Source organism: Pseudoxanthomonas suwonensis 11-1 (genome assembly GCF_000185965.1).
In the GTDB taxonomy this organism is placed as follows: Bacteria; Pseudomonadota; Gammaproteobacteria; order Xanthomonadales; family Xanthomonadaceae; genus Pseudoxanthomonas; species Pseudoxanthomonas suwonensis_A.
On sequence record NC_014924.1, the window covers coordinates 1096592 to 1119652 of the forward strand.

Genomic DNA, 23061 nt, shown 5'->3' on the forward strand with positions numbered 1-23061 from the left:
GCGCCTGCTGGCGCCGCGGGGCGTCCAAGGTCATACCCAAGCAGATGAGCAGGCTGTTCCGTGACGTCGATGGCGGGTCGCTGTGCCCGCGCGGCAGCGTGGTCTGCATCGGCGCCTTCGACGGCCTCCACCTGGGCCACCGGGCGCTGGTGCGGCATGCCGTGGCGCGCGCCCGCGCGCTGGACGTGCCGGCGGTGGGGCTCAGTTTCGAGTGCCTGCCGCGCGAGTTCTTCGCCCGTGGCAACCCGCCGCCGCGGCTGACCCTGCCGCGCGACCGCATCCGCCTGCTGCTGGACCAGGGGCTGGATCACCTGGGACTGTTGCGCTTCAACGCCGCGCTGGCGGCGATGCCGGCCGAAGACTTCGTCCGCCGCGTGCTGGCCGGGCGGCTGGGCGCGCGCGAGGTCTGGATCGGCCCGGAGTTCCGTTTCGGCAACCGCCGTGGCGGCGACCTGGCCCTGCTGCAGGCGATGGGCGCGGAGCTGGGCTTCCAGGCCGCGGAGATCGAGCCGGTGCAAGTGCAGGGCGAGCGCGTCTCCAGCACCCGCATCCGCGAGGCGCTGGTGGCCGGCGACTTCGCCCGGGTCGGCTTGCTGCTGGGCCGGCCGTACGCGATCGGCGGGCGCGTGGTGCGCGGGCGCCAGCTTGGCCGCACCCTCGGCTTCCCGACCGCCAACCTGCGCTTCCCCAAGGCGCCGGCGCTGTCCGGCATCTACGCGACCTGGGTGCACGGCGTGGCCGCGCAGCCGTGGCCGTCGGTGTCCAGCTTCGGCACCCGGCCCACGGTCGAGGGCGTGGAGCCGCTGCTGGAAGCGCACCTGTTCGACTTCGCCGGCGACCTCTACGGGCGCCATATCGAGGTCGAGTTCGTCGCCAAACTGCGCGACGAAGAGAAATTCCCCGACCTGCCGGCCCTGACCGTGCAGATGCAGCGCGACGCCGGACAGGCCCGCGCCATCCTTTCCGAATCCGAACGACTGCGAGCCACGGCGTGAGCCAGGACTACAAAGCCACCCTACACCTGCCCGCCACCGACTTCCCCATGCGCGGCGACCTGCCGCGGCGCGAGCCCGACATCCTTGCGCGCTGGGAATCCGAAGGCCTCTACGAGAAGCTGCGCGCCCGCGCCAAGGGCCGCCCGCTGTTCGTGCTGCACGACGGCCCGCCGTACGCCAACGGCGCGATCCACCTGGGCCACGCGGTCAACAAGATCCTCAAGGACATCATCGTCAAGTCGCGCCACCTGGCCGGCTTCGATGCGCCGTACATCCCGGGCTGGGACTGCCACGGCCTGCCGATCGAGATCGCGATCGAGAAGAAGTACGGCAAGGTCGGCGTCAAGCTCGACGCGACCGGATTCCGGCAGAAGTGCCGTGAGTACGCGCAGTCGCAGATCGAGATCCAGCGCAAGGACTTCAAGCGCCTGGGCGTGATCGGCGACTGGGACAACCCGTACCAGAGCCTGGACTTCCGCTTCGAGGCCAATGAGATCCGCGCCCTGGCCAAGGTCGTGGACAACGGCCACCTGACCCGCGGCGTCAAGCCCGTCCACTGGTGCTTCGACTGCGGCTCGGCCCTGGCCGAGGCCGAGATCGAGTACCAGGACAAAGTCTCCCCGGCGATCGACGTGGCCTACCTGGCACGCGATCCGCAGGCGGTGGCGCGCGCCTTCGGCGTCGAGCTGCCGGAAGGCGTCGAGGTCGCGGTGCCGATCTGGACCACCACCCCGTGGACCCTGCCGGCCTCGCTGGCAGTGTCGCTGGGTCCGGACCTGGAATACGCCCTGGTCGAAGGCCCGGCACAGGACGGCCGCCGGCGCTGGCTGGTACTGGCCGACGCGCTGGCCGAGCGCGCGCTGCAGCGCTACGGCGTGGCCGGCGTGACCGTGCACGGCCGCGCCGCCGGCTCCGCGCTGGAGCACCAGCTGCTGGCGCATCCGTTCTACGCCGAGCGCGACATCCCGGTGATCCTGGGCGGCCACGTGTCGGCCGAGGACGGTACCGGCGCGGTCCACACCGCGCCCGGGCACGGCCAGGACGACTACGTGGTCGGCAAGGCCTACGGCCTGATCGAGAAGTACACGGCGGCCCAGCTCAATCCGGTCGACGGCCGCGGCGTGTACCTGCCGTCGACCCCGGCCGCGCGCGGCGTGGAGCTGGCCGGCCGGCACATCTGGAAGGCCAACGACGTCATCGTCGAGGTGCTGCGCGAGGCCGGCGTGCTGCTGGCCGCGAGCAAACTCGAGCACAGCTATCCGCACTGCTGGCGCCACAAGACCCCGATCGCGTTCCGCGCCACCCCGCAGTGGTTCATCTCGATGGAGCAGGCCAACCTGCGCGCCGACGCGCTGGCCGCCATCGACACGGTCAAGTGGTATCCCGAGTGGGGCAAGGCCCGCATCGCCGGCATGGTCGAGGGCCGCCCGGACTGGACGATCTCGCGCCAGCGCACCTGGGGCGTGCCGATCGCGCTGTTCGTGCACCGCGAGACCGGCGAGCCGCACCCGCGCAGCAGCGAGCTGATGCGCCAGGTGGCCGACCGGGTGGAGCAGGGCGGCATCGACGTGTGGTACTCGCTGGATGCCGCCGAGCTGCTGGGCGAGGAGGCCGGCGACTACGAGAAGATCACCGACATCCTCGACGTCTGGTTCGATTCGGGCGTGACCCACGAGGCGGTGCTGCTCGAGCGCGGCCTTGGCAAGCCGGCCGACCTGTACCTGGAAGGCTCGGACCAGCACCGCGGCTGGTTCCAGTCCTCGCTGCTGACCGGCGTGGCGATCGACAAGGCCGCGCCGTACCGGCAGTGCCTCACCCACGGTTTCACCGTGGACGAGCACGGCCGCAAGATGTCAAAGTCGCTGGGCAACGGCATCGAGCCGCAGGACATCATGAAGACCCTGGGCGCGGACATCCTGCGCCTGTGGATCGCCTCGGCCGACTACTCCAACGAGATGTCGCTGTCGCAGGAGATCCTCAAGCGCAACGCCGACGCCTACCGCCGCATCCGCAACACCGCGCGCTTCCTGCTGGCCAACCTGCACGGCTTCGAGCCGGCGCGCGACCTGCGTCCGCTGGAGGACATGGTCGCGCTGGACCGCTGGATCGTGCACCGCGCCTGGGAGGTGCAGGAAAAGGTCAAGGCGGCCTACGAGCGCTACGACTTCGCCGGCATCGTCCAGGCCCTGCTGAACTTCTGCTCGGTGGACCTGGGCTCGCTGTACCTGGACGTCACCAAGGACCGCCTGTACACCATGGGCGAGGACTCGCGCGGCCGCCGCAGCGCGCAGAGCGCGATGTACCGCATCGCCGAGGCTTTCGTGCGCTGGATCGCGCCCGTGCTGAGCTTTACCGCCGACGAGCTGTGGGGCTACCTGCCGAAGGACACCGCCGACGGCCAGCGCGAGGAGAACGTGCTGTTCGCCACCTGGTACGAGGGCCTGGCCCCGATGCCGGCGGACGCCGAGCTGGGCGCGGCCGAGTTCGACCGCCTGCTGGCCCTGCGCGAGCAGGTGGCCAAGGTGCTGGAGCCGATGCGCGCCAACGGCCAGATTGGCGCCGCGCTGGAGGCCGAGATCACCGTGACCGCCGGCGCCGAGACCGCCGCCCACCTGCAGCCGCTGGCCGATGAACTGCGGTTCCTGTTCATCAGCGGCGACGTCACCGTGGTGCCGGCGCAGACCGACGACATCTTCGTGACCGCGCAGCCGACCACCAAGCCCAAGTGCGTGCGCTGCTGGCACTACCGCGACGACGTCGGCGCCAACCCGGCCCATCCGGAAGCCTGCGGCCGCTGCGCGTCCAACATCGAAGGCCCCGGCGAAGTGCGGAGGTGGTTCTGAGCACGCGTCCCGCCCCGCGTCCCAACGCGCTGCCGTGGCTGCTGCTGTCGGTGGCGGTCATCCTCCTCGACCAGTGGAGCAAGGCCTGGGTGCTTTCCAGCCTGCCGGAGTTCACCCCGGTGCCGGTGATCGAGGGCTTCTGGAACTGGTACCGCACCTACAACACCGGCGCGGCCTTCAGCTTCCTGGCCAACGCCGGCGGCTGGCAGATCGTGTTCTTCAGCGTGCTGGCGTTCGCCATCAGCGGGCTGATGGGCTGGTGGCTGTGGCGCACGCCGCGCGGCGACTGGCGCCAGGCCCTGCCGTACTCGCTGGTGATCGGCGGCGCCGTGGGCAACGTGATCGACCGCATGGTCCATGGCCACGTGGTCGACTTCATCCAGTGGCACTGGCGCGACTACTACTGGCCGGCGTTCAACATCGCCGACTGCGCGGTGGTCGGCGGCGCGATCGGCATCGCCCTGTTCGGGCTGGTCGGCGCGCGTTCGCCCAAGGCCGGTACCTGAACCCCGCCGGCCGGGTGCCCGGCCGGCGCCGCCCGAATAACGGATAATCCCCGCCATGGACGTCATCCTCGCCAATCCCCGTGGCTTCTGCGCCGGCGTCGACCGCGCGATCGAGATCGTCAAGCGCGCCATCGAGACCCTGGGCGCGCCGATCTACGTGCGCCACGAGGTCGTGCACAACCGCTTCGTGGTCGACGACCTGCGCGCCCGCGGCGCGATATTCGTCGAGGAGCTGGACGAGGTCCCGGACGGCAACACCGTGATCTTCAGCGCCCACGGCGTGTCCAAGGACGTGCGCAACGAGGCCGCCAAGCGCGGGCTCAAGGTGTTCGACGCCACCTGCCCGCTGGTGACCAAGGTCCACCTGGAGGTGGCGCGCCACTGCCGTGCCGGCCGCGACGTGGTCCTGATCGGCCACGCCGGCCATCCCGAGGTCGAGGGCACGATGGGCCAGTGGGACGCCCAGTGCGGCGGCGGCAGTATCTACCTGGTGGAGGGCGTGGAGGATGTCGCCACGCTGCAGGTGGCCCAGCCGGAGAACCTGTTCTACACCACCCAGACCACCCTGTCGGTGGACGACACCCGCGGCATCATCGACGCACTGCAGCGCCGCTTCCCGGCCATCCAGGGCCCGAAGAACGACGACATCTGCTACGCCACCCAGAACCGCCAGGACGCCGTGCGCGAGCTGGCGCACCGCTGCGACCTGGTGCTGGTGGTGGGTTCGCCGAACAGCTCCAACTCCAACCGCCTGGCCGAACTGGCGCGGCGCGAGGGCGTGGAGTCGTACCTGATCGACGGCGCCCACGAGATCGACCCGGCCTGGGTCGCGGGCAAGAGGAACGTCGGCCTGACCGCGGGCGCCTCGGCGCCGCAGGTGCTGGTGGACGGCGTGATCGCGCGCCTGCGCGAGCTGGGCGCGGCCGGCGTCACCGAGCTGGATGGCGAGCCGGAGAACATGGTCTTCGCCCTGCCCAAGGAACTGCGCCTGCGCCTGGTCGACTGACCGGCGCGAAGGCACCGTGCCGCGGCGCTGCCGCGGCCACGACACCCGGCTTCAAAGCATGCGGATGCGCAGCTCGCGCAGCCGGCGCAGCACCTCGAACAGCAGGTCGCTGCGGGTACCGCCGGCCTGGCGCGGCGTGGCCACGTAGCAGGTGGCGTTGAACAGCAGCCGGTTGCGCTCGTCCACGCCGTCGAGTGTGACGCCCGGCGCCGGTGCGTCGAGTACGCCGGGATGGCCGCGCATCACCTCCAGCAGCAGGCTGCGTACCAGCTCAGCGTCGGTGGACAGCGGCATCGGCAGCACGATCTTCACCAGGCCCTCGGCGTTGGCGTAGGTGCGGTTGCGCACCGCCTTGGTGATCAGCTCGGAGTTGGGTACCAGCACCGTGGTGCGGTCGCCGGTCTGGATCTCGGTGGCGCGCACGTTGATGCGGCGGATGTCGCCCTCGGCATCGCCCACCACAACCCAGTCGCCGACCTTGACCGGGCGCTCGGCCAGCAGGATCAGGCCGGAGATGAAGTTCTGCACGATCGCCTGCAGGCCAAAACCAATACCGACCGACAGCGCGCTGGCGATCCAGGCGATCCGCTCCAGGCCCACCCCGATGGCGGCCAGCGCCATCGCGATCGCCAGCACCATGCCGGCATAGCCGACCAGGGTGGCGACCGAGGCACGCATGCCTTCGTCCATGCGCGTGGTCGGCAGCAGGCGCCGCACCAGCCAGCGCCGGAACAGGTGCAGCAGCAGGCTGGCCACGGCGAACACCACAAGCGCGCGGACGATGTTGCCCGGGCTCAGCACCAGCTCGCCGATGGTGATGCCACGCAGCAGCTGCATGGTGCGGTCGACCAGGTCGGTGCCGCCGGCGCCCCAGGGCATCGCCAGCGCGATCAGCGCGAACAGCGCCACCACCGCGCGCAACACCACCGACAGCAGCACGGCAACCCGGTCGACCAGGTGCGGGGCGATGCCGAAGCGGGTGTTCATGCGCTTGCCGGCCGCACCACGCGAGGTGAGCACCGCGCACACCAGGTCATCGATGAAGCGCATCGTCAGCCATGCCGCGGCGGCGACCATCACCGCCCAGATCATCTGCATGCCGACGAAGGCCGACAGCGCCACGTAGCCGGTGAGCAGGCCGAGCAGGGCGATGCCGTTGCCGACCCAGCCCAGGCTCACCGCCGCGTTCATCCACGGGCGGAAGTGGCCTTGCGGCGTGTCGGCGTCCTGCGCCAGCGGCTGCAGGCGCTGGATCCGCACCAGCACCAGCAGCACCAGCGCCGTGCACAGCGCCGCCGAGAGGCCAGTGAAGGCGACCGCCAGGTCCAGGCTGGTGCGCGCCAGGGTCACGATCTCCTGGCCCAGGCTGGCCAGCGCGACCAGCAGCGCCGCCGGCAGCGGGAAGATCCGCAGCGCCCGCGCACCGGTATCGGAGATCGCCGGCAGCCGCCACGAGGGCCGGCTGACGCTCAGCAGGGCACGGCCCAGCGAGGTCGCCACCGCCACGAACACGCCCAGCGCCACGACCCGGCTGGCGATTGCGGCGACCGCGGCAGGCGGGTTGTCCGGCAGCAGGGCGCCACGCAGCAGCTGCATCGCGCACAGCGAGGCGACCAGCGCCAGCACCACCCGCAGCATGGCCGGGGCCGAGCGCCGCAGTCGGCCCGCGGGCACCCGGGTGGCCGCCATGCCGGTGAGGCGCAGCCGCAGCAGCCAGGAGCCGGCAAGCACCAGCCCGGCCACGACCAGGCTCACCAGCGGCTGGATCCCGGCTTCCTTCCAGTGGGAGAGGCTGGCATCGCGGGTCTGCTGCCACAGCCGCTCCAGGCGACTGCTGTCGCGCGGCGCGCTGGCCGCCAGCTGGCGCCAGAAGGCCGGGCGCCACGGCGGGGTGGTGCGTTCCGAGAGCAGTCCGAAGAAGCGTTGCTGGCGCATGGCCGCGATCCGCTCCAGCAGCTGGCTGCCTTCGACCACCGCAAGCCGCGCCTGGCGCAGCTCCGCATCGACCGCCGCGCGCTGGTCCTGCAGCGTGCGCCGCTCGCGCGACACGTCACGGGCTTCGGCCTGTCCGTCGGCGACCTCGCCCAGCTCGGCCAGGCGCGCGTCCAGGCTCTGCAGCTCGGGCGAGCGGCTGTCGATCAGCGCCTGGGCCTCGGCCTGGATGCCCATCACCGTCTCGCGGGCCTTTGCCAACGCCGCGTCGTCCCTGTAGCGCTCCAGCTGCGCGGAGATGGTCTCCAGCTGGCGTCGCCCCTTGTCCACGTCCGGGTCCTCGCACAGCCCCGGAAGCGCGACGAACAACAGGCACAGCAGCAGGAACGGGCGCAGCAGGAAGGAGGTCCGGCGCATGGAGGAAAGGGGAGCCATGGAAGGCGGTTACGTTAGCACCGCGCCTGCGATGGCTGGGCCCCGGGCACCGCGAGCCGGCCGTCCGGTGGGGCACAATCCGGTTTCCAACGGAGGGGGACGAATGGAGCTTCGGAAGCGTTACCTGGGGGCAATGCTGGGGCTGGCCTGCGGCGACGCGGTGGGCACGACGGTGGAATTCCAGCCGCGCGGCAGTTTCGAGCCGGTAACCGACATGGTCGGTGGTGGCCCCTTCGAACTCGAGCCTGGGCAGTGGACCGACGACACCTCGATGGCCCTGTGCCTGGCCGAGAGCCTGGTCGAGTGCGATGGCTTCGACATGCGCGACCAGCTGCAGCGCTATACCCGCTGGTGGAAGGAGGGTTACCTGAGTCCGACCGGCGAGTGCTTCGACATCGGCACGATCACCGCAGGGGCGCTGTACTTCCACGAACGCAACGGCGACCTCATCGCCGACAGCAACGATCCGATGATGGCCGGGAACGGCTCGATCATGCGCCTGGCACCGGTGGTGCTGTGGTTTGCCCCGGACGTGCCGGCAGCCATGGAGCACGCGGCCCTCAGCTCGAAGACCACCCACGCCGCCGACGAGGCGGTGGACTGCTGCCGCCTGCTGGCACGGGTGATCTGCAACGTCCTGGCAGGACAGGGCCGGGACGGGCTGCTGGAAGGCGCGGCGGAGGACGCATACGTGCCGCGCGTGGCGGAAATCGCCAATGGAGCCTTCCTCCAGCATGGCCGCGACCAGGTGCAGGGCACCGGCTACTGCATCGAGTCCCTGGAGGCGGCGCTGTGGTGCGTCCACCAGGCGTCGAGCTTCGAGGAGACGGTGCTGCTGGCCGCCAACCTGGGCGACGACGCCGATACCACCGCCGCCATCGCCGGGCAGGTGGCAGGCGCCCTGTATGGCGTGGACGGGATTCCCGCGCATTGGCTCGAACGCCTGAGCATGCGTGAGTACATCAGCGAGCTGGCAGCGCGCATCCACGCCCACGCCGCAGCTGCCGCCTGAGCCGTTTCCTACCAGCCGACCCCGTGTTCACCGCGTCCGGTCGATGCTGGATGCAGGCAACGGGAGCAGGAAGTGGCGCAGAAGACCGAATCCGGCGACAGCCAGGCGCGGACGATCTGGACCGTGGGCCACTCGACCCGCGACTGGGACGCGTTCCTCGAGCTGCTGCGCGCGCACGACATCGGTGCGATCGCCGACGTACGCCGCTATCCGGGCTCGCGCCGCTATCCGTGGTTCGCCAGCGAGGCGCTGGCGGAAGGGCTGCCGCAGGCCGGGATCGCCTACCGCTGGCTGCCCCAGCTGGGCGGACGCCGCCAGCCGCAGGCCGATTCGCCCAATGGCGCCTGGCGCAACGCCGCCTTCCAGGGCTACGCCGACCATATGACCAGCGCGGAATTCGCGGACGGGCTGGCCCAGGCGCTGGACCTGGCGGCCACCACGCGCACGGCCCTGATGTGCGCCGAGGCGGTGTGGTGGCGCTGCCACCGCCGGCTCATCTCGGACCTGCTGCAGCACCGCTGCTGGGAGGTGCTGCACATCGTCGACGCCCGCCAGGCCCAGCCCCATCCCGGGAATCCCGATGCCCGTGCCCAAGGGGAGGACCTCGTCTACCCGCCGCGGCAGGCGGGGCTGTTCTGACGGAGCCGGTCGCGCGGTCAGGAACAGCGGGCTTGCCGCTCAAAGCAGCTCCGGCGTGGTCCGGCCACAGTTGTAGCAGCGGCGGTAGTCGGCCAGGCGCTGGCCGAACACGACCCGGCCCTGCTGCACGAAGCCGGTTGGGCCGGCGCAGCTGCGGCAGAACGGGCCCTTGCCCGCTTCCCAGCGCCTGAGCCGCAGCACGAACAGCACCGACCACGCCGCCGCGGCGATCCAGCCGGCAATGAAGATCCAGTCCGCCATGGTCCTGAAGGTCCCACCGCTGCCCGCGTCGTCCAGCGTCCGCGCCAGCAGGGCCAGGGTCGTGGCCCCGGTCATCAGGAAGGCGGCCGGCCACAGCCCGCGGATGGCGATCGTTCCCCAGTGCATCGCTTGTCTCCCCTGCTCATGTCCGGGGCGGGAAGATTGCGCAGGCCGGTCGCACGGGACGAGACGGCTGCCGGGGCAGGGCCTTGCCGGGCCCCGCCGCTGGCCTGCGCGGCGCCGGACCGGTTAGAATCGCGCCCCCGGCCGCGCCAGCGTCCGGCATGCCGGAATAGCTCAGTTGGTAGAGCGGCGCATTCGTAATGCGTAGGTCGCAGGTTCGACTCCTGTTTCCGGCACCAATCCCGAACGCCTGGCCCTGTGCCGGGCGTTCGTCTTTCCGGGCTCCGGAAGGCCGCGCGTCTCAGCCGGCGCGATGCGCGGCGGGTATCCTGCCGGCCTCCTGGATGAACGGACGACGGATGGCCATGGCGAAGACGACGGGCAAGGCGCGCACCGCCTACGTCTGCGGCGAATGCGGCGCCGAGTACAGCAAGTGGCAGGGCCAGTGCGGCGAATGCAGCGCCTGGAACTCGCTGTCGCAGGTGGTGCTGGAGCCGGCTTCCGGCCCCGGCCCGGCCACGCCCGCGGCGCGCCGCGGTGGCTGGGCGGGCAAGGTCGATCCGCCGAAGGTCACCGCGCTGAAGGACGTCAGCCAGGCCGCCGAGGTGCGCGTGTCCACCGGGATCGGCGAGCTGGACCGGGTGCTGGGCGGCGGCCTGGTCGAGGGCGCGGTGGTGCTGGTCGGTGGCGATCCGGGCATCGGCAAGTCCACCCTGCTGCTGCAGGCGGTGGCGAAGATGGCCGCGCAGCTGCCGGCGCTGTACGTCACCGGCGAGGAGTCGCTGGCCCAGGTGGCCGGGCGCGCGGTGCGCCTGGACCTGCCGCTGGACAACCTGCAGGCGCTGGCCGAGACCGGGGTCGAGTCGATCCTGCACCACGCCGCCGAAGCGAAGCCGCGCCTGATCGTGGCCGACTCGGTGCAGACCCTGTGGACCGAGACCCTCACCGCCGCGCCCGGCTCGGTCAGCCAGGTGCGCGAGAGCGCCGCGCGCCTGGTGCGCTATGCCAAGGAGACCGGCACCGCGGTGTTCCTGGTCGGCCACGTCACCAAGGAAGGCGGCATCGCCGGCCCGCGCGTGCTCGAGCACATGGTCGACGCGGTGCTGTACTTCGAGGGCGAGAGCGGCAGTCGTTTCCGCGTGCTGCGCGCGTTCAAGAACCGCTTCGGCGCGGTCAACGAGCTGGGCGTGTTCGCCATGGGCGAGAAGGGCCTGAAGGAAGTGCCCAATCCGTCGGCGATTTTCCTCTCCGGCAGTTCGCGCCAGCCGGGCAGCTGCGTGATGGTCACCCGCGAGGGCACGCGGCCGCTGCTGGTGGAGGTGCAGGCGCTGGTGGATTCCTCGCCGCTGTCCAACCCGCGCCGGGTCGCGGTAGGCCTGGAGCAGAACCGCCTGGCCATGCTGCTGGCGGTCCTGCACCGGCATGGCGGCGTGGCGGTCGGCGACCAGGACGTGTTCGTGAATGTGGTAGGCGGCATCCGCGTGCAGGAAACCGCGGCCGACCTGCCGGTGCTGCTGGCGGTGCTGTCCTCTCTGCGCGACCAGCCGCTGCCGGACAAGACCATCGCCTTCGGCGAGGTCGGCCTGTCCGGCGAGATCCGCCCCGTGCCCAATGGCGAGGAGCGCTTGCGCGAGGCGGCCACGCACGGTTTCAGGCGGGCGATCGTGCCCAAGGCCAACGCGCCGCGCAGCGGCACGAAGTACAAGGACCTGGAAGTGATCGCGGTGGAGCGCCTGGCCGACGCCCTCGAGCACGCCTGAGGAGCCGGGCAGGCGCGCGTAGCGCCGTCAGGGCAGGGACGGCCGCGGCCGTGCCGGCGGGTGCGGCGTCCCGGCCGCGGCGGTGTTCCTCGCCGGAGCGGTGGCGACCAGCAGCAGGCGGCCATCGCGCACGGCCACGCCGCGGGCCTGCGGCGCGGTGCCCATGGCCACGGCGCTGGAGGCGAGCGCGCTGCTGCCTTCCTCGGACAGCACCAGGTCCTCGCCTTCCTCGCGCAGGCCGCCATCCTCGATCAGCGCCTGCACCTGCGCAGGCTCCAGGCCGATGCGCAGGAGGCCACCGACGCCGGCGTCCAGGGTCAGCCAGCCGGACGGCGCCTCGCCTTCGGCATCAGCGGCGATGTCATCGTCGGTCGCGGGATCGGCCACCCGCAGCGCGGGCGGCAGGCCGCCGTCGGCCGGCGTCACGGGTGCCAGGCCGCCGATTTCGTCCTCGAACAGGCCGTTGCCGGCCATGAACTCGTCGTCGTCCACGTCCATGCCAGTGGTGACCAGGCGGCCGACGTCCACCTGCGCGCCCGGCGCGAACATCACGCCGGCGCCGTTGACCAGGAACACATGGCCGTTGCTGGACAGGCGCCCGGCGATCATCGAGGGCTTGCCGCCCACCACGCGGTTCAGCGCCACCGACGAGCGCGAGGGCTGGACGAAGGTGACGCTGGCATCGGCGCCGATGTCGAAGCTGCGCCACTCCAGGATCGCGCGCTGGCTGCGCTGGGTGACGGTGAGGCTGCGCTCCTTGCGCCTGAGTTCGGCCTTGCCGGAGACCACGCGGCCCTGTTCGGGGAGTGCGTCGCGTTCCTGGGCCGGCGTGTCGGCGACCGGCAGCGCCAGGCCGATGGCCAGCGCCAGGGCGGCGATCCAGGCGGTGCGTGGCGGGCGCATGGCGGTGTCCTCGCGGGGTCGGTCGGGGTGGTTCATGGTCAGAAGCGCTGGCGCAGGTTGAACCATAGTTGGGTCGTGCGGCGGCTGCCATCCTGGTTGGCGCCGCCGAACCCGCCCGGGTTGTCGCCGACCGGAACGCCGGCGGACAGGGTGGCGCTGAACCGGCGGACGTTCCAGCGCAGCCCCAGCCCGGCCGCGGCCAGGTCGTAGCGGTTGTTGGCGCTGTCGTCCCAGGGATCCTGGCGCTGGCGGATGCGGCCGCCAGCGGCGAACAGGAATACATCCAGCTCGCTGTTGCCGGGCGCGGCGAACAGCCGGTGCAGTTCCAGCTGCAGCACCGCGCCGCTGTCGCCGGCGGCCTCGTTGACCGGATAGCCGCGCACGCCGGACGGGCCGCCGAGCACGAACTGCTGCGAGGAGTCGAGGTTGCCATCGGCCCACTGGCCGTTGAGCCGCCCGCGCCAGTACCAGTCGGGGTTGATCCAGCGGTCGTGGCGCAGCTCCACCCGGGCCAGGCCGAAGCGGCCGTGCACGCCGGCGCTGGCGAGGTCGAATTCGCGGTCGCCGGGCAGCTCCAGGCGGGCGCGGCCGCTGGCGAGGTCCACGATCCAGGCGGTGTGCGCGCCACGACCGCCGCGATGCACCGCGTCGCCGAACAGGCTCAGGGTCAGGTCCTGCAGCCGGCGACGGCGCAGCTCCTCGCCGAGGCTGCCGTCGGCCTGCAGGCGCCGCGCCCAGGCCAGTTCCATCTCGAAGTTGGCGTCCTCGCTGCGCAGCAACGGGTAGCTGAGGCCGGCGCGCTGCAGGCGCGAGGAGCCGCGCGCTTCCAGCAGCTCGAACTCCTTGCCCAGGCGGTAGTGCAGCGAGGTGTAGCCGAGGCTGCCGCGCAGGCCGCTCGTGCCCAGCGCCATCGTGTAGCTGGCGCCAGTGTACTCGAGGTCCTCGCCGCGCATGACCGTGGCGCCAAGCTGGTCGCCCAGGCCGCTGGGGTTGTCCAGGGTGAACCGGCCGATGGCCTGGGCGCGGCCGGTGTAGCGGCTGCCGTCGTTGCCGATCGCCAGGCTGCCGCCCAACAGCGGTGCATCCTCGACCTGCAGGATGAGGTCGCTGGTGCCCGGCTCCTCGCCAGGCTGCAGTACGCCATCGACCTGGACGCCGGGCAGGTCGTTGGCCAGCAGCAGGCCGCGCTCCAGCCGGGCCAGCGCATAGGGTTCGCCCGCGTGCAGGCCGCGTCCGACCATCCTGGCGAGGAACCCGCCATTGGCGCGGGTGCCGTCGTCGAGCACGCCGAGGCGGCCGAAGCGGCCTTCCAGCACCTGGACCACGACCACGCCGTCGGTGATGTCCTGCTCGGGCAGGTCGGCGCGGGCGAACCAGCCGTGCTGGCGGTAGGTAGCGACGATCCGGCGCAGCGCGGCCTGCAGGCCAGGGAAGTGGATCGGCTTGCCGCGCCAGGGTTCCAGCGCCTCCTGCAGCAGTTCCTGCGGCAGCAGGGTCACGCCTTCGAGGCGGAATTCGCGGACCTCGAATCCGGGACCGGCATCCGCGGCCTCGGGGGCTCCAGGCACTTCCGTGGCCGGCGGCGGGGCGGGTTTGGCATCAAGCGCGCGTTCGGCCTGGCGCTGGACCTGGCCGGCATCCGGCGGCGGCGCGGCCAGCGCGGGGCCGCACAGCAGGGCGAGCAGGGCCAGCACCCACCCGGGGCGGGCGGGCCCGCGGGGGCGGGGACACCGGGGGTGCCTTGCCGTCGCGCACATCGGCCTTCAGTGCCTGCCCAGCACCAGTTCCAGCACGAACTTGCTGCCGAAGAAGGCCAGCAGCAGGAGCACCATCGCGGTCAGGGTCCAGCGCACCGCGCGCACGCCGCGCCAGCCGTAGCGCCAGCGGCCCAGCAGCAGCCCGCCGAACACCAGCCACGACAGCACGCTCAGCACGGTCTTGTGCACCAGGTGCTGCGACAGCATGTCCTCCACGAACAGCACGCCGGTCAGCAGGGTCAGGCTCAACAGGACGAAGCCGGCACCGATCGTGCGGAACAGCAGGGTTTCCAGTTCGGTCAGCGGCGGCAGCGAGCGCAGCCGGGTGCTGAAAGTGCGCTGGCGCAGGGCCCGCTCCTGGATCCGCAGCATCACCGCCAGCACCGCGGCGATGGCCAGGGTGGCGTAGGCCAGCAGGGCCAGCCAGGCGTGCAGCTGCAGGCGCCAGTCCAGCACGGTGGAGGTGGTGTGGCCATGGAAGTGGTAGGCCACCAGCAACACCGCGGCCAGCGGGAAGGCGAACAAGCCCAGCGCCGCCATCCGCCCGCGCGCGCCCACCAGCATGGTCATGCCGGCCACGCCCAGGCCGACCAGCGACAGCGCGGAGAAGAAATGCATGTCCGGGCCACCCGGCGTGCGCCAGGCCACCAGCAGGTGGTAGCCGGCGTGCAGCGCGACCGCCGGCAGCGCCGCCGCCAGCCAGCCGCGTCCGGGTTGCGGATCGGGTTGGCCCATGGCGCGGTACAGCAGGGCCGCGGCGGTCAGGTAGGCGAGTGCGGCGATGAGAACGATTGTCATCGCGTGAGTGTCGCATAGCGCCGCCGCGGACCGGAATGCCATGGGTCACGCTGGACGCTGCCGCTGGTCGCATCCGTGCACGCGCAGGAGGCTTCGCGCGGCCGGGGCGACCCGGGCGACCATGCTCCGCCGCCGCGGATGGCCCCGCAGGCGGCGCTGGCCCCGGGCACATGCCGGGGCCAGGGCCAGGGAAGCCGGCTCAGTGGTCGCCGCCGACCGGGCGCGGGCCTTTGGCGGTGAACGGCGGTCGCGCGAACCAGACGAAGGCGATCACCACCAGGAAGATGATCCCGAGCAGGTGGAAGATCTCGTTGAAGCCGATCTGCGCCGCCTGCTGGCTGATCTCCTGGTTGAGCACCAGCGCGCCGCGGGTGAGGTCGCCGCCGCCGAGCTGGGTGGCCAGGGCGCGCACGCCGTCGTCGGTGGCCGGCAGGTGCTCGGTCAGCCGCGCGTGGTGGATCGTCGTGCGCTGGTTCCAGGCCCAGGTGGTCAGCGAGGCGGCGAAGCTGCCGCCCAGGGTGCGCACGAAAGTCGCCAGGCCTGAGCCGGCGGCGATCTCGTGCGGCTCCAGGTCCGACAGCAGGATGGTCAGCACCGGCATGAAGAACAGCGCCACGCCGATGCCCTGCACCAGCTGGATGATCGCCACCCGCTCGAAGTCCACGTCCAGGTTGAAGCCTGCGCGCATGAAGCTGGTGGTGGCCATCGCCACGAACGCGAGGCTGGCCAGCATGCGCAGGTCGAAGCGGGTGGCGTACTTGCCCACGAACGGCGTCAGCAGCACCGGCAGGATGCCGATCGGCGCGGTGGCGAAGCCGGCCCAGATCGCGGTGTAGCCCATGTTCCGCTGCAGCCACAGCGGCACCATCAGGCCGATCGCGAAGAACGCCGCATACGCGGTGACCATCGCCACCGTGCCGGCGGCAAAGTTGCGGTGGCGGAACAGGCGCAGGTTGACGATCGGGTCCTTCTCGGTGAGCTCCCAGATCACGAACACCGCCAGCGCGACCACCGCGATGATGGTCAGCACCACGATCTCGGTGGACTGGAACCAGTCCTTCTCGTTGCCAAGGTCGAGCATGATCTGCAGCGCGCCCACGCCCAGCACCAGGGTGGCCAGGCCGATGTAGTCCATCTTCGGCCGCTCGGTGCGCTCGGGCCGGCCCTTCATCTGCGAGCTCACCACCCAGGCCGCGAACAGGCCGATGGGCACGTTGATGAAGAAGATCCACTCCCAGCTGTAGTTGTCGGTGATCCAGCCGCCGAGGATGGGGCCGGCGATCGGCGCGACCACCGTGACCATCGCCAGCAGGGCGATCGCCTGGCCGCGTTTGGCGGCTGGATAGATCGAGAGCAGCAGGGCCTGGGTCACCGGGTACATCGGGCCGCAGACGAAACCCTGCAGGGCCCGCGAGACCACCAGCATGCCCATGCTCTGGGAGATGCCGCACAGCAGGGACGCGACGACGAAGGCCAGGGTCGCCCACTGGAACAGGCGCACCTCGCCGAAGCGCCGGCTGAGGAAACCGGTCAGCGGCAGCGCGATCGCATTGCTCACCGCGAACGAGGTGATCACCCAGGTCGCCTGGTTGGCGCTGGCGCCGAGGTTGCCGGAGATGGTCGGCAACGAGACGTTGGCGATCGTGGTGTCCAGCACCTGCATGAACGAGGCGAGCGCCAGGCCCAGGGTGGCCAGGGCCACGCTGGGTGGACGGAACGGCAGGGCCGCGGCGCCAGCGCTGGGCGCTGCGCCTGGACCGGGGGCGGCGGCAGTGGCGGAGGACATGGGGGAGGGCTGTCCGTCAGCCGCGCGCGCGCGGCAGGTTCTGTTCGATGATCTTCGTGATCAGCGCGTTGGCCTCGTCCAGCTGCTGGCGGTAGACGGCGGTGGCGAAGCGCGGTCCGGCGGCCTCGCGCGACTGCGCCAGCACCTGGCCGCTGTCGTCGCTGACGTCGACGTCGACGTGCATGCTCAGGCCCAGGCGCAGCGGATGCTCGGCCAGCTGCTGCGCGTCCAGCTCGATCCGCACCGGCACGCGCTGCACGATCTTGATCCAGTTGCCCGAGGCGTTCTGCGCCGGCAGCAGCGAGAACGCGCTGCCGGTACCCAGGCCGAGCGCGGCGACCTTGCCCTGGTAGCGGACGCTGCCGCCGTACAGGTCGGCCTCGACCTCGACCGGCTGGCCGATGCGCATGCGCGCCAGCTGGGTCTCCTTGAAGTTGGCCTCGACCCACATCTGCTCCAGCGGCACCACGGTCATCAGGGTGGCGCCAGGCTGCACCCGCTCGCCCAGCTGCACCTGGCGCCTGGCCACGTAGCCGGAGACCGGGGCGACGATCGCGGTGCGCTGCAGCTCCAGCCATGCCTGGCGCAGCTGCGAGGCCGCGGCCTGCACCTGCGGCTGCTCCTGCACGGTGGTGGCGTCGACCAGGGCGCGGCTGCGCTGCAGGTTGCCCTGGGCGGAGCCCAGCGCGGCCTCGGCGGCGGCCAGCACGTCCTGGGCGTGCGCCAGTTCCTCGCGCGATATCGCGCCGCTGGCGACCAGGCCCTGGCGGCGCTTCACGTCGGCGCGGGCCTGCTCGACCGCGACCTGGCGGGCGCGCAGTTCCGCCTGGGCGGCATCGGCGCTGCTGAAGTAGCCGCGCACCTGGCGCACGGTGGTGGCGAGGTTGGCCACGGCCTGGTCGTAGGCGACCTGGGCGTCGTTCGGGTCCAGCCGGACCAGCACGTCGCCGGCCTCGACCCGGTCGCCGTCGTCGACCTCGATGCCGACCACGGTGCCCATGGTCTGCGGGACCACGCTGACGACATTGCCCTGGGCGTAGGCGTCGTCGGTGGCCTGGTGCCAGCGGGCGTACAGCAGGTACCAGGCCAGCCAGGCGGCGCCGGCCAGGACCACGACCAGCAGCAGGATCTTCAGGGCGCGCTTGCGCTTGCCGTTGCCGGCCGGCGCGGTTGCTTGCGGATTGGTTTCGGTGGTCATGGGCGTGGGGGTCAGGAGTTGGATTCGGGATCGGTGGGGGCGGTGGCCGGAGCGTCGAAGGACAGGCCGCCGCCGAGGGCGCGGTCGAGGTCGACCGTGGCCAGGTAGCGCTGCGCGCGCAGGGCGGCGAGCTGCTGCTCGACCTGCAGCAGGGGGCGCTGCGCGGCGAGCACCTCGAGCTGGCTGCCGATGCCGGCGCGGTAGCGGCCCTCGGCCAGCTGCAGCGCGGCCTCGGCGGAGGCGCGGGCGTCCTGCAGCGAGCGTTCCTGTGCATCCAGCGAGCGGATCGCCTGGACCGCGTCGGTCACCTCGTGCAGGGCCTCGACCACGCCCTGGTTGTAGCTGGCCACGGCCAGGTCGTAGTCGGCGTTGCGCGCATCCAGGCGGTTGCGGCGGGCGCCGGCATCGAAGACCGGCAGGCTGACCGCCGGGCCGCCGAAGCCGAGCAGGGCATCGCCGTCGAACAGGTCGGAGAAGCCGGCCGAGGCCAGGCCGACCAGGCCGCTGAGGTCGATCGACGGCTTGAACGTGGCCTTGGCCGAATCGATCCCGCGTGCAGCGGCCTCGACCCGCCAGCGCGCGGCGACCACGTCCGGGCGATGGCCCAGCAGCTCGCTGGGCAGCGTGCCGGGCAGGGTCGGCGCCGGTGCCTGCAGCAGGCGGGGGCGGGCGATGTCCAGGCCGCGGTCCGGTCCCTTGCCCAGCAGCGCGGCCAGGGTGTTGCGCAGGGCATCGACCTGCTGCCGTGCGGCTTCCGCCTGGGCCTTGGCCGAGGCGATGGCGCCTTCGGCGTTGCGCAGCGACAGCGCGCCATCGATGCCGGCATCGACGCGCTGGCGCGACAGCTGCAGCAGGCGCTCGCTGCGTTCCTGCTCGCGCCGGGCCAGGTCCTGGCTCTCGAAGGCCTGGGCCAGGGCGATGTAGGCGCGGGAGACGTTCGCGGCCAGGGCCAGGCGCGCGGCCTGGGCATCGACCTCCGAAGCGCGGGCCTGGCCCAGCGCGGCCTCGTAGTCGGCGCGCCTGCCGCCCCACACGTCCAGCGGCCAGTCGAAGTTGAGCATCAGCACCGCGTTGTGCATCAGCTCGCCGCCGATCTCGTCGCCGGCCAGGCTCTCCGGCAACTGGGCCACGGCGTACTGCGCGCTGGCGCCGACGCTGGGCTTGCGCGCGGCCTCGGCCAGCCCGGCCTGGGCGCGGGCCTTGCGCAGGCGCGCATCGGCGGCGACCAGCGAGGGGCTGCCATCCAGGGCTTCGGCGACCAGTGCGTCCAGCTGCGGGTCGCCGAACGCACGCCACCAGTCCTGGGCCGGGAACGCGGCCTCGCTCAGCGTGGCGCCGGCAAGGCTGCGGGCGACGGCATGGCTGTCCGCATCGCGGACCTGCGCCGCCGGCTGGAGTCCGCCGGTGCTGGCGCAGCCGGCCAGGGCGAGCGCGAGGAACAGCGTGCCGATGGCCGCATGGCTGCGGCCAATAAGGGGGGAGGGGGACATCGTCAGGATTCCGGGAGGGAAAGGTTGTCGCGCACCTGGCCGAGCAGGTGGATGAACTGCGCGCGCTGGGCGTCGTCCAGGCCTTCGAGGGCCACGTCGCGCACGCGTTCGCCGCACTGGGCGATGTCGCGGGCGATCTGCCGGCCGGCCCCGGTGAGCTGGATGTTGAGCGCGCGGCGGTCGCCGGGATCGGCGACGCGGACGATCAGGCCGCGGCCTTCCAGCTTGTCGAGCAGGCGGGTCATGGCGCCGGGGCTGAGCTCGGCGATGCGCGCCAGCTCGGTCACGTTGGCCACGCCCTCGGCGAGCTTCTTGATGGCCAGGAACTGGCTGAAGTTGAGGTCGTGGCCGACCTTGACCAGTTCGTGTTCCCAGCGCGCACGCATGGCGTCGCGGACCTGCCGTACGAGCAGGCCGAGGGCCGAGCCGGTGCAGATGGGGGAGGAGGGCATGGCGGGGGAGAATACTCGCCCGGACAATATTTGCAAGCGCAAATATTGTCCGGTCAGTAATCGCGGGCCTCCGGGCGCCCGCCGGGGCGGGCAGGGGCGGGGATGCCGCGCCGGCTATAATCGCCGGCCGTTTTCCGCCTTCCGGTCCGCCCGAATGTTCGAATCCCTGACCCAGCGCCTGTCCGGCACCCTCGAGCGCCTGCGTGGCCGCGGCCGGCTGACCGAGTCCAACATCAGCGAGGCCGTGCGCGAGGTCCGCATCGCCCTGCTGGAGGCCGACGTCGCCCTGCCGGTGGTCCAGGCCCTGATCCAGCGCATCAAGGTGCGCGCGGTCGGCCAGGAGGTGCTGAAGTCGCTGACCCCGGGGCAGGCCCTGATCAAGGTGGTGCGCGACGAGCTGACCGCGGTCATGGGCTCGTCCGCCACCGACCTGAACCTCAATGTCCCGGCCCCGGCGGTGTTCCTGATGGCCGGCCTGCAGGGCGCCGGCAAGACCACCACCGTCGGCAAGCTGGCCAGGCACCTGAAGGAAAAGCGCAAGAAGAAGGTGATGGTGGTCAGCGCCGACGTCTACCGTCCGGCCGCGATCGAGCAGCTGAAGACGCTGGCCGAGCAGACCGGCGTGCTGTTCTTCCCGTCCGACGCCGGGCAGAAGCCGGAGGACATCGTCCGCGCCGCCATCGCCGATGCGCGCAAGTCCTTCGTCGACGTGCTGATCGTCGATACCGCCGGCCGCCTCGCCATCGACGAGGCGATGATGGCCGAGATCAAGGCGCTGCACGCGGCGGTCAACCCGGCCGAGACCCTGTTCGTGGTCGATGCCATGACCGGCCAGGACGCGGCCAACACCGCCAAGGCCTTCTCCGAGGCGCTGCCGTTGACCGGCGTGGTGCTGACCAAGACCGACGGCGACGCCCGCGGCGGCGCCGCGCTCTCGGTGCGCTACATCACCGGCAAGCCGATCAAGTTCGTCGGTACCGGCGAGAAGGTCGACGGCCTGGACGTGTTCCATCCCGACCGCGTCGCCGCCCGCATCCTCGACATGGGCGACGTGCTGTCGCTGGTCGAGCAGGTCGAGCAGAACGTCGACCAGGAGAAGGCCGCCAAGCTCGCCGCCAAGGTCGCCAAGGGCAAGAAGTTCGACCTCAACGACATGCGCGACCAGTTCGAGCAGATGCAGAACATGGGCGGCATCGGCGAGCTGCTGGACAAGCTGCCGGGCATGGGCCAGATCCCGGACCATCTCAAGCAGCAGGTCGCGCAGAGCCGCGAGGTGCCGCGCATGATCGCGATCATCAACTCGATGACCCCGAAGGAGCGGCGCAACCCGGGCCTGCTCAATGGCTCGCGCCGCGCCCGCATCGCCCGCGGTTCCGGCACCACCCCGGCCGACGTCAACAAGCTGCTGAAGCAGTACCAGCAGATGGAGAAGATGATGTCGAAGATGGGCCGCGGCGGCATGAAGGGCATGATGCGCGGCCTGCAGGGCATGATGGGCGGCATGGGCCGCATGCCGTTCCGCTGATCCACCAGCCGGCGGCACGCGCCGCCGGACCGGCCAGGCGATGACCACGGAGGCGAGGGTGCAGGCAGCAGCCACGTATCTGCTCAACGGCCAGCCGGCCGCCTCCGATCCGGATGGCCTGCGCGTGCTGGCGCAGGTCAACTATGGCCACTTCACCTCGATGCAGGTACGCGACGGGCGCGCGCCCGGCCTGGAGCTGCACTTCGCCAGGCTGCGTCGTGGCAATGCCGAACTGTTCGACGCTCCGCTCGACGAGGCGCAGGTCCGTGCGTGGATGGCGCAGGCCGCTGCGGCGCAGGGCGGCGACTGCACGCTGCGGGTGACGCTGTTCGCCCGCGGCTTCGACCACCGCCAGCCGCTGCGCGCGCTGCAGCCGGACGTGCTGGTCGCGGCCACCGCGCCGGTGGTTGCTTCCGACCGCCCGATCCGGGTGCGCAGTGCGGCTTTCGTGCGGCCGTTCCCGCACCTCAAGCACGTCGCCACCTTCCCGCTGTTCCAGCACCGCCGGCTCGCGCTGCAGGCCGGCTTCGACGACGCGCTGTTCGTGGATGGCGAGGGCGCCGGCGCGCGCGTGGTCGAAGGCACGGTCTGGAACATCGGCTTCTGGGACGGGCGGGGCATCACCTGGCCGGAAGGTCCGGCGCTGCGTGGTACTTCGGAATGGCTACTGCAGTCCGGCCTCGATGCGCTGGGTTGCGCGCAGCAGGTGCGCCCGGTCGCGCTGGCGGAGGTTGGCGGTTTCGCCGCCGCCTTCGCGGTCAACGCCAACAGCCTGCAGCGCATCGCCGCCATCGACCAGGTGGAGTTTGGCCCGTCGCCGGAGCTGGATGCGCTGCTTGCGTCCGCTGCCGCGCAGGTTCGCTGGGAACCGCTCGCCTAGCTAGCCTTCAAGGTCGCTCCCTCGCGGGGTGGGGCGGTGCGTTTGCGCGCCGCCGAACGGCCGCGTCCGCTGGACTCGGACTAGGGAGCGGAACTGGGTGCGGAGCGGGGTTTGGGGAGAGGGCAGGGTCTTCTGCTCTCTTGCCATACCCGTGCATCGTCAGGAACGTTGGGTACGTAGCGCTGCACGTGCGCATTACGAATGCGTGGTCGCCAAATAAGGGGCGGCGGACTTCGGACGAAGACGCACTGCACCGGGTGTGTCCCGGCCGCTCGGTCGCACATCCATGTGCGTACTCGCTACCGCGGCCATCCATGGCCGCTGCCGGGACACACCCGGCACAGTGCGTCTTCGCGCGCGTTTCGTCGCGCGGCTTCGTCATAAATCCCTCCCCAGGGGGGAGGGTCGGGCCCCAGCCATCCGCGAGGCTTTCGCGCGTTTAAGCGCTCGGGTAGTGGAAGCATGATGCTGCAGCAGTCCGGGGCGCGAAGCGGACCGGGGGGCGATCTCCGAGGCCTTCGAGCCTTCAAACGCCAGGAAGTGGAGGCCTGCTGGAGCAGCAGCGGCGCATCACGGAGCGGTGCGTCCATCGAGCTGGCGTGCTGTCTTCGGACGGAGCCGCGCCGCACCGGGTGTGTCCCGGCCGCTCGGACGCACATCCATGTGCGTACTCGCTACCGCGGCCATCCATGGCCGCTGCCGGGCCACACCCGGCACAGCGCGTCTTTGCGAGCGTTCGTCTCGCGGCTTCGTCATAAAC

Annotated in this window: 18 protein-coding genes and 1 tRNA gene; 10 read left to right on the forward strand and 9 right to left on the reverse strand. The window is 71.5% G+C overall.

All coding sequences use genetic code 11. From position 1 onward, the window contains the following. The first annotated feature begins 44 nt into the window (after positions 1-44). The 4 genes from PSESU_RS04870 to ispH are packed head-to-tail and all read left to right on the forward strand — an operon-like array spanning position 45 to position 5350. On the forward strand, positions 45-995 hold the full coding sequence (locus tag PSESU_RS04870) for a bifunctional riboflavin kinase/FAD synthetase (protein ID WP_013534656.1): 951 nt from the start codon (positions 45-47) through the stop codon (positions 993-995). Beyond that, positions 992-3838, forward strand: a complete 2847-nt coding sequence (ileS, locus tag PSESU_RS04875; RefSeq protein ID WP_013534657.1) for an isoleucine--tRNA ligase — start codon at positions 992-994, stop codon at positions 3836-3838. Before PSESU_RS04870 ends, ileS begins: the two co-directional genes overlap by 4 nt. Then, complete coding sequence (lspA, locus tag PSESU_RS04880; protein ID WP_013534658.1) at positions 3829-4344, forward strand: signal peptidase II; 516 nt, start codon at positions 3829-3831, stop codon at positions 4342-4344. Before ileS ends, lspA begins: the two co-directional genes overlap by 10 nt. A gap of 55 nt (positions 4345-4399) precedes the next feature. Then, positions 4400-5350, forward strand: coding sequence for a 4-hydroxy-3-methylbut-2-enyl diphosphate reductase (ispH, locus tag PSESU_RS04885; RefSeq protein ID WP_013534659.1), 951 nt, complete (start codon positions 4400-4402; stop codon positions 5348-5350). Between the two features lie 51 nt (positions 5351-5401). On the opposite strand, the gene PSESU_RS04890 is transcribed toward ispH, so the two are convergent. Further along, on the reverse strand, positions 5402-7699 hold the full coding sequence (locus tag PSESU_RS04890) for a DUF3772 domain-containing protein (RefSeq protein ID WP_013534660.1): 2298 nt from the start codon (positions 7697-7699) through the stop codon (positions 5402-5404). Positions 7700-7820: 121 nt separating this feature from the next. Between PSESU_RS04890 and PSESU_RS04895 the strand changes: the two genes are divergently transcribed. Next, positions 7821-8729 (forward strand): ADP-ribosylglycohydrolase family protein, encoded by a 909-nt coding sequence (locus PSESU_RS04895; protein ID WP_013534661.1) that lies wholly within the window; start codon positions 7821-7823, stop codon positions 8727-8729. Positions 8730-8801: 72 nt separating this feature from the next. Further along, a complete protein-coding gene (locus tag PSESU_RS04900) occupies positions 8802-9368 on the forward strand; it encodes a DUF488 family protein (protein WP_013534662.1) in 567 nt (188 codons plus the stop codon). A gap of 39 nt (positions 9369-9407) precedes the next feature. On the opposite strand, the gene PSESU_RS04905 is transcribed toward PSESU_RS04900, so the two are convergent. Further along, positions 9408-9755, reverse strand: coding sequence for a hypothetical protein (locus PSESU_RS04905; protein ID WP_013534663.1), 348 nt, complete (start codon positions 9753-9755; stop codon positions 9408-9410). A gap of 160 nt (positions 9756-9915) precedes the next feature. Here PSESU_RS04905 and PSESU_RS04910 point away from each other — a divergent pair. Beyond that, a tRNA-Thr gene (locus PSESU_RS04910) sits at positions 9916-9991 on the forward strand. A 126-nt stretch (positions 9992-10117) separates the two neighbouring features. After that, positions 10118-11512 carry a DNA repair protein RadA gene (radA, locus tag PSESU_RS04915; protein WP_041764495.1) on the forward strand — a complete coding sequence of 465 codons (1395 nt, stop codon included), beginning with the start codon at positions 10118-10120 and terminating at the stop codon, positions 11510-11512. A gap of 27 nt (positions 11513-11539) precedes the next feature. On the opposite strand, the gene PSESU_RS04920 is transcribed toward radA, so the two are convergent. From PSESU_RS04920 to PSESU_RS04950, 7 genes are all read right to left on the reverse strand, one after another. Continuing rightward, a complete protein-coding gene (locus PSESU_RS04920; RefSeq protein ID WP_013534665.1) occupies positions 11540-12415 on the reverse strand; it encodes a filamentous hemagglutinin N-terminal domain-containing protein in 876 nt (291 codons plus the stop codon). Between the two features lie 38 nt (positions 12416-12453). Then, positions 12454-14109 (reverse strand): ShlB/FhaC/HecB family hemolysin secretion/activation protein, encoded by a 1656-nt coding sequence (locus PSESU_RS04925; protein ID WP_233275254.1) that lies wholly within the window; start codon positions 14107-14109, stop codon positions 12454-12456. 69 nt (positions 14110-14178) lie between these two features. Next, positions 14179-14970 carry a cytochrome C assembly family protein gene (locus PSESU_RS04930; protein WP_013534667.1) on the reverse strand — a complete coding sequence of 264 codons (792 nt, stop codon included), beginning with the start codon at positions 14968-14970 and terminating at the stop codon, positions 14179-14181. A 199-nt stretch (positions 14971-15169) separates the two neighbouring features. Then, positions 15170-16756 carry a DHA2 family efflux MFS transporter permease subunit gene (locus tag PSESU_RS04935; protein ID WP_013534668.1) on the reverse strand — a complete coding sequence of 529 codons (1587 nt, stop codon included), beginning with the start codon at positions 16754-16756 and terminating at the stop codon, positions 15170-15172. Between the two features lie 16 nt (positions 16757-16772). Further along, a complete protein-coding gene (locus PSESU_RS04940) occupies positions 16773-17954 on the reverse strand; it encodes an efflux RND transporter periplasmic adaptor subunit (protein ID WP_013534669.1) in 1182 nt (393 codons plus the stop codon). An 11-nt stretch (positions 17955-17965) separates the two neighbouring features. Then, positions 17966-19444 (reverse strand): efflux transporter outer membrane subunit, encoded by a 1479-nt coding sequence (locus PSESU_RS04945; RefSeq protein ID WP_013534670.1) that lies wholly within the window; start codon positions 19442-19444, stop codon positions 17966-17968. 2 nt (positions 19445-19446) lie between these two features. Next, entirely contained in the window at positions 19447-19896 is a 450-nt protein-coding gene (locus tag PSESU_RS04950; RefSeq protein WP_013534671.1) for a MarR family winged helix-turn-helix transcriptional regulator, read from the reverse strand. A 154-nt stretch (positions 19897-20050) separates the two neighbouring features. Here PSESU_RS04950 and ffh point away from each other — a divergent pair, with 154 nt between their 5' ends. Together ffh and PSESU_RS04960 are read left to right on the forward strand one after the other, a co-directional pair. Continuing rightward, on the forward strand, positions 20051-21421 hold the full coding sequence (gene ffh / locus PSESU_RS04955) for a signal recognition particle protein (RefSeq protein WP_013534672.1): 1371 nt from the start codon (positions 20051-20053) through the stop codon (positions 21419-21421). A gap of 58 nt (positions 21422-21479) precedes the next feature. After that, positions 21480-22301 (forward strand): aminotransferase class IV, encoded by an 822-nt coding sequence (locus tag PSESU_RS04960; protein ID WP_233275255.1) that lies wholly within the window; start codon positions 21480-21482, stop codon positions 22299-22301. The last annotated feature ends 760 nt before the right edge of the window (positions 22302-23061 follow it).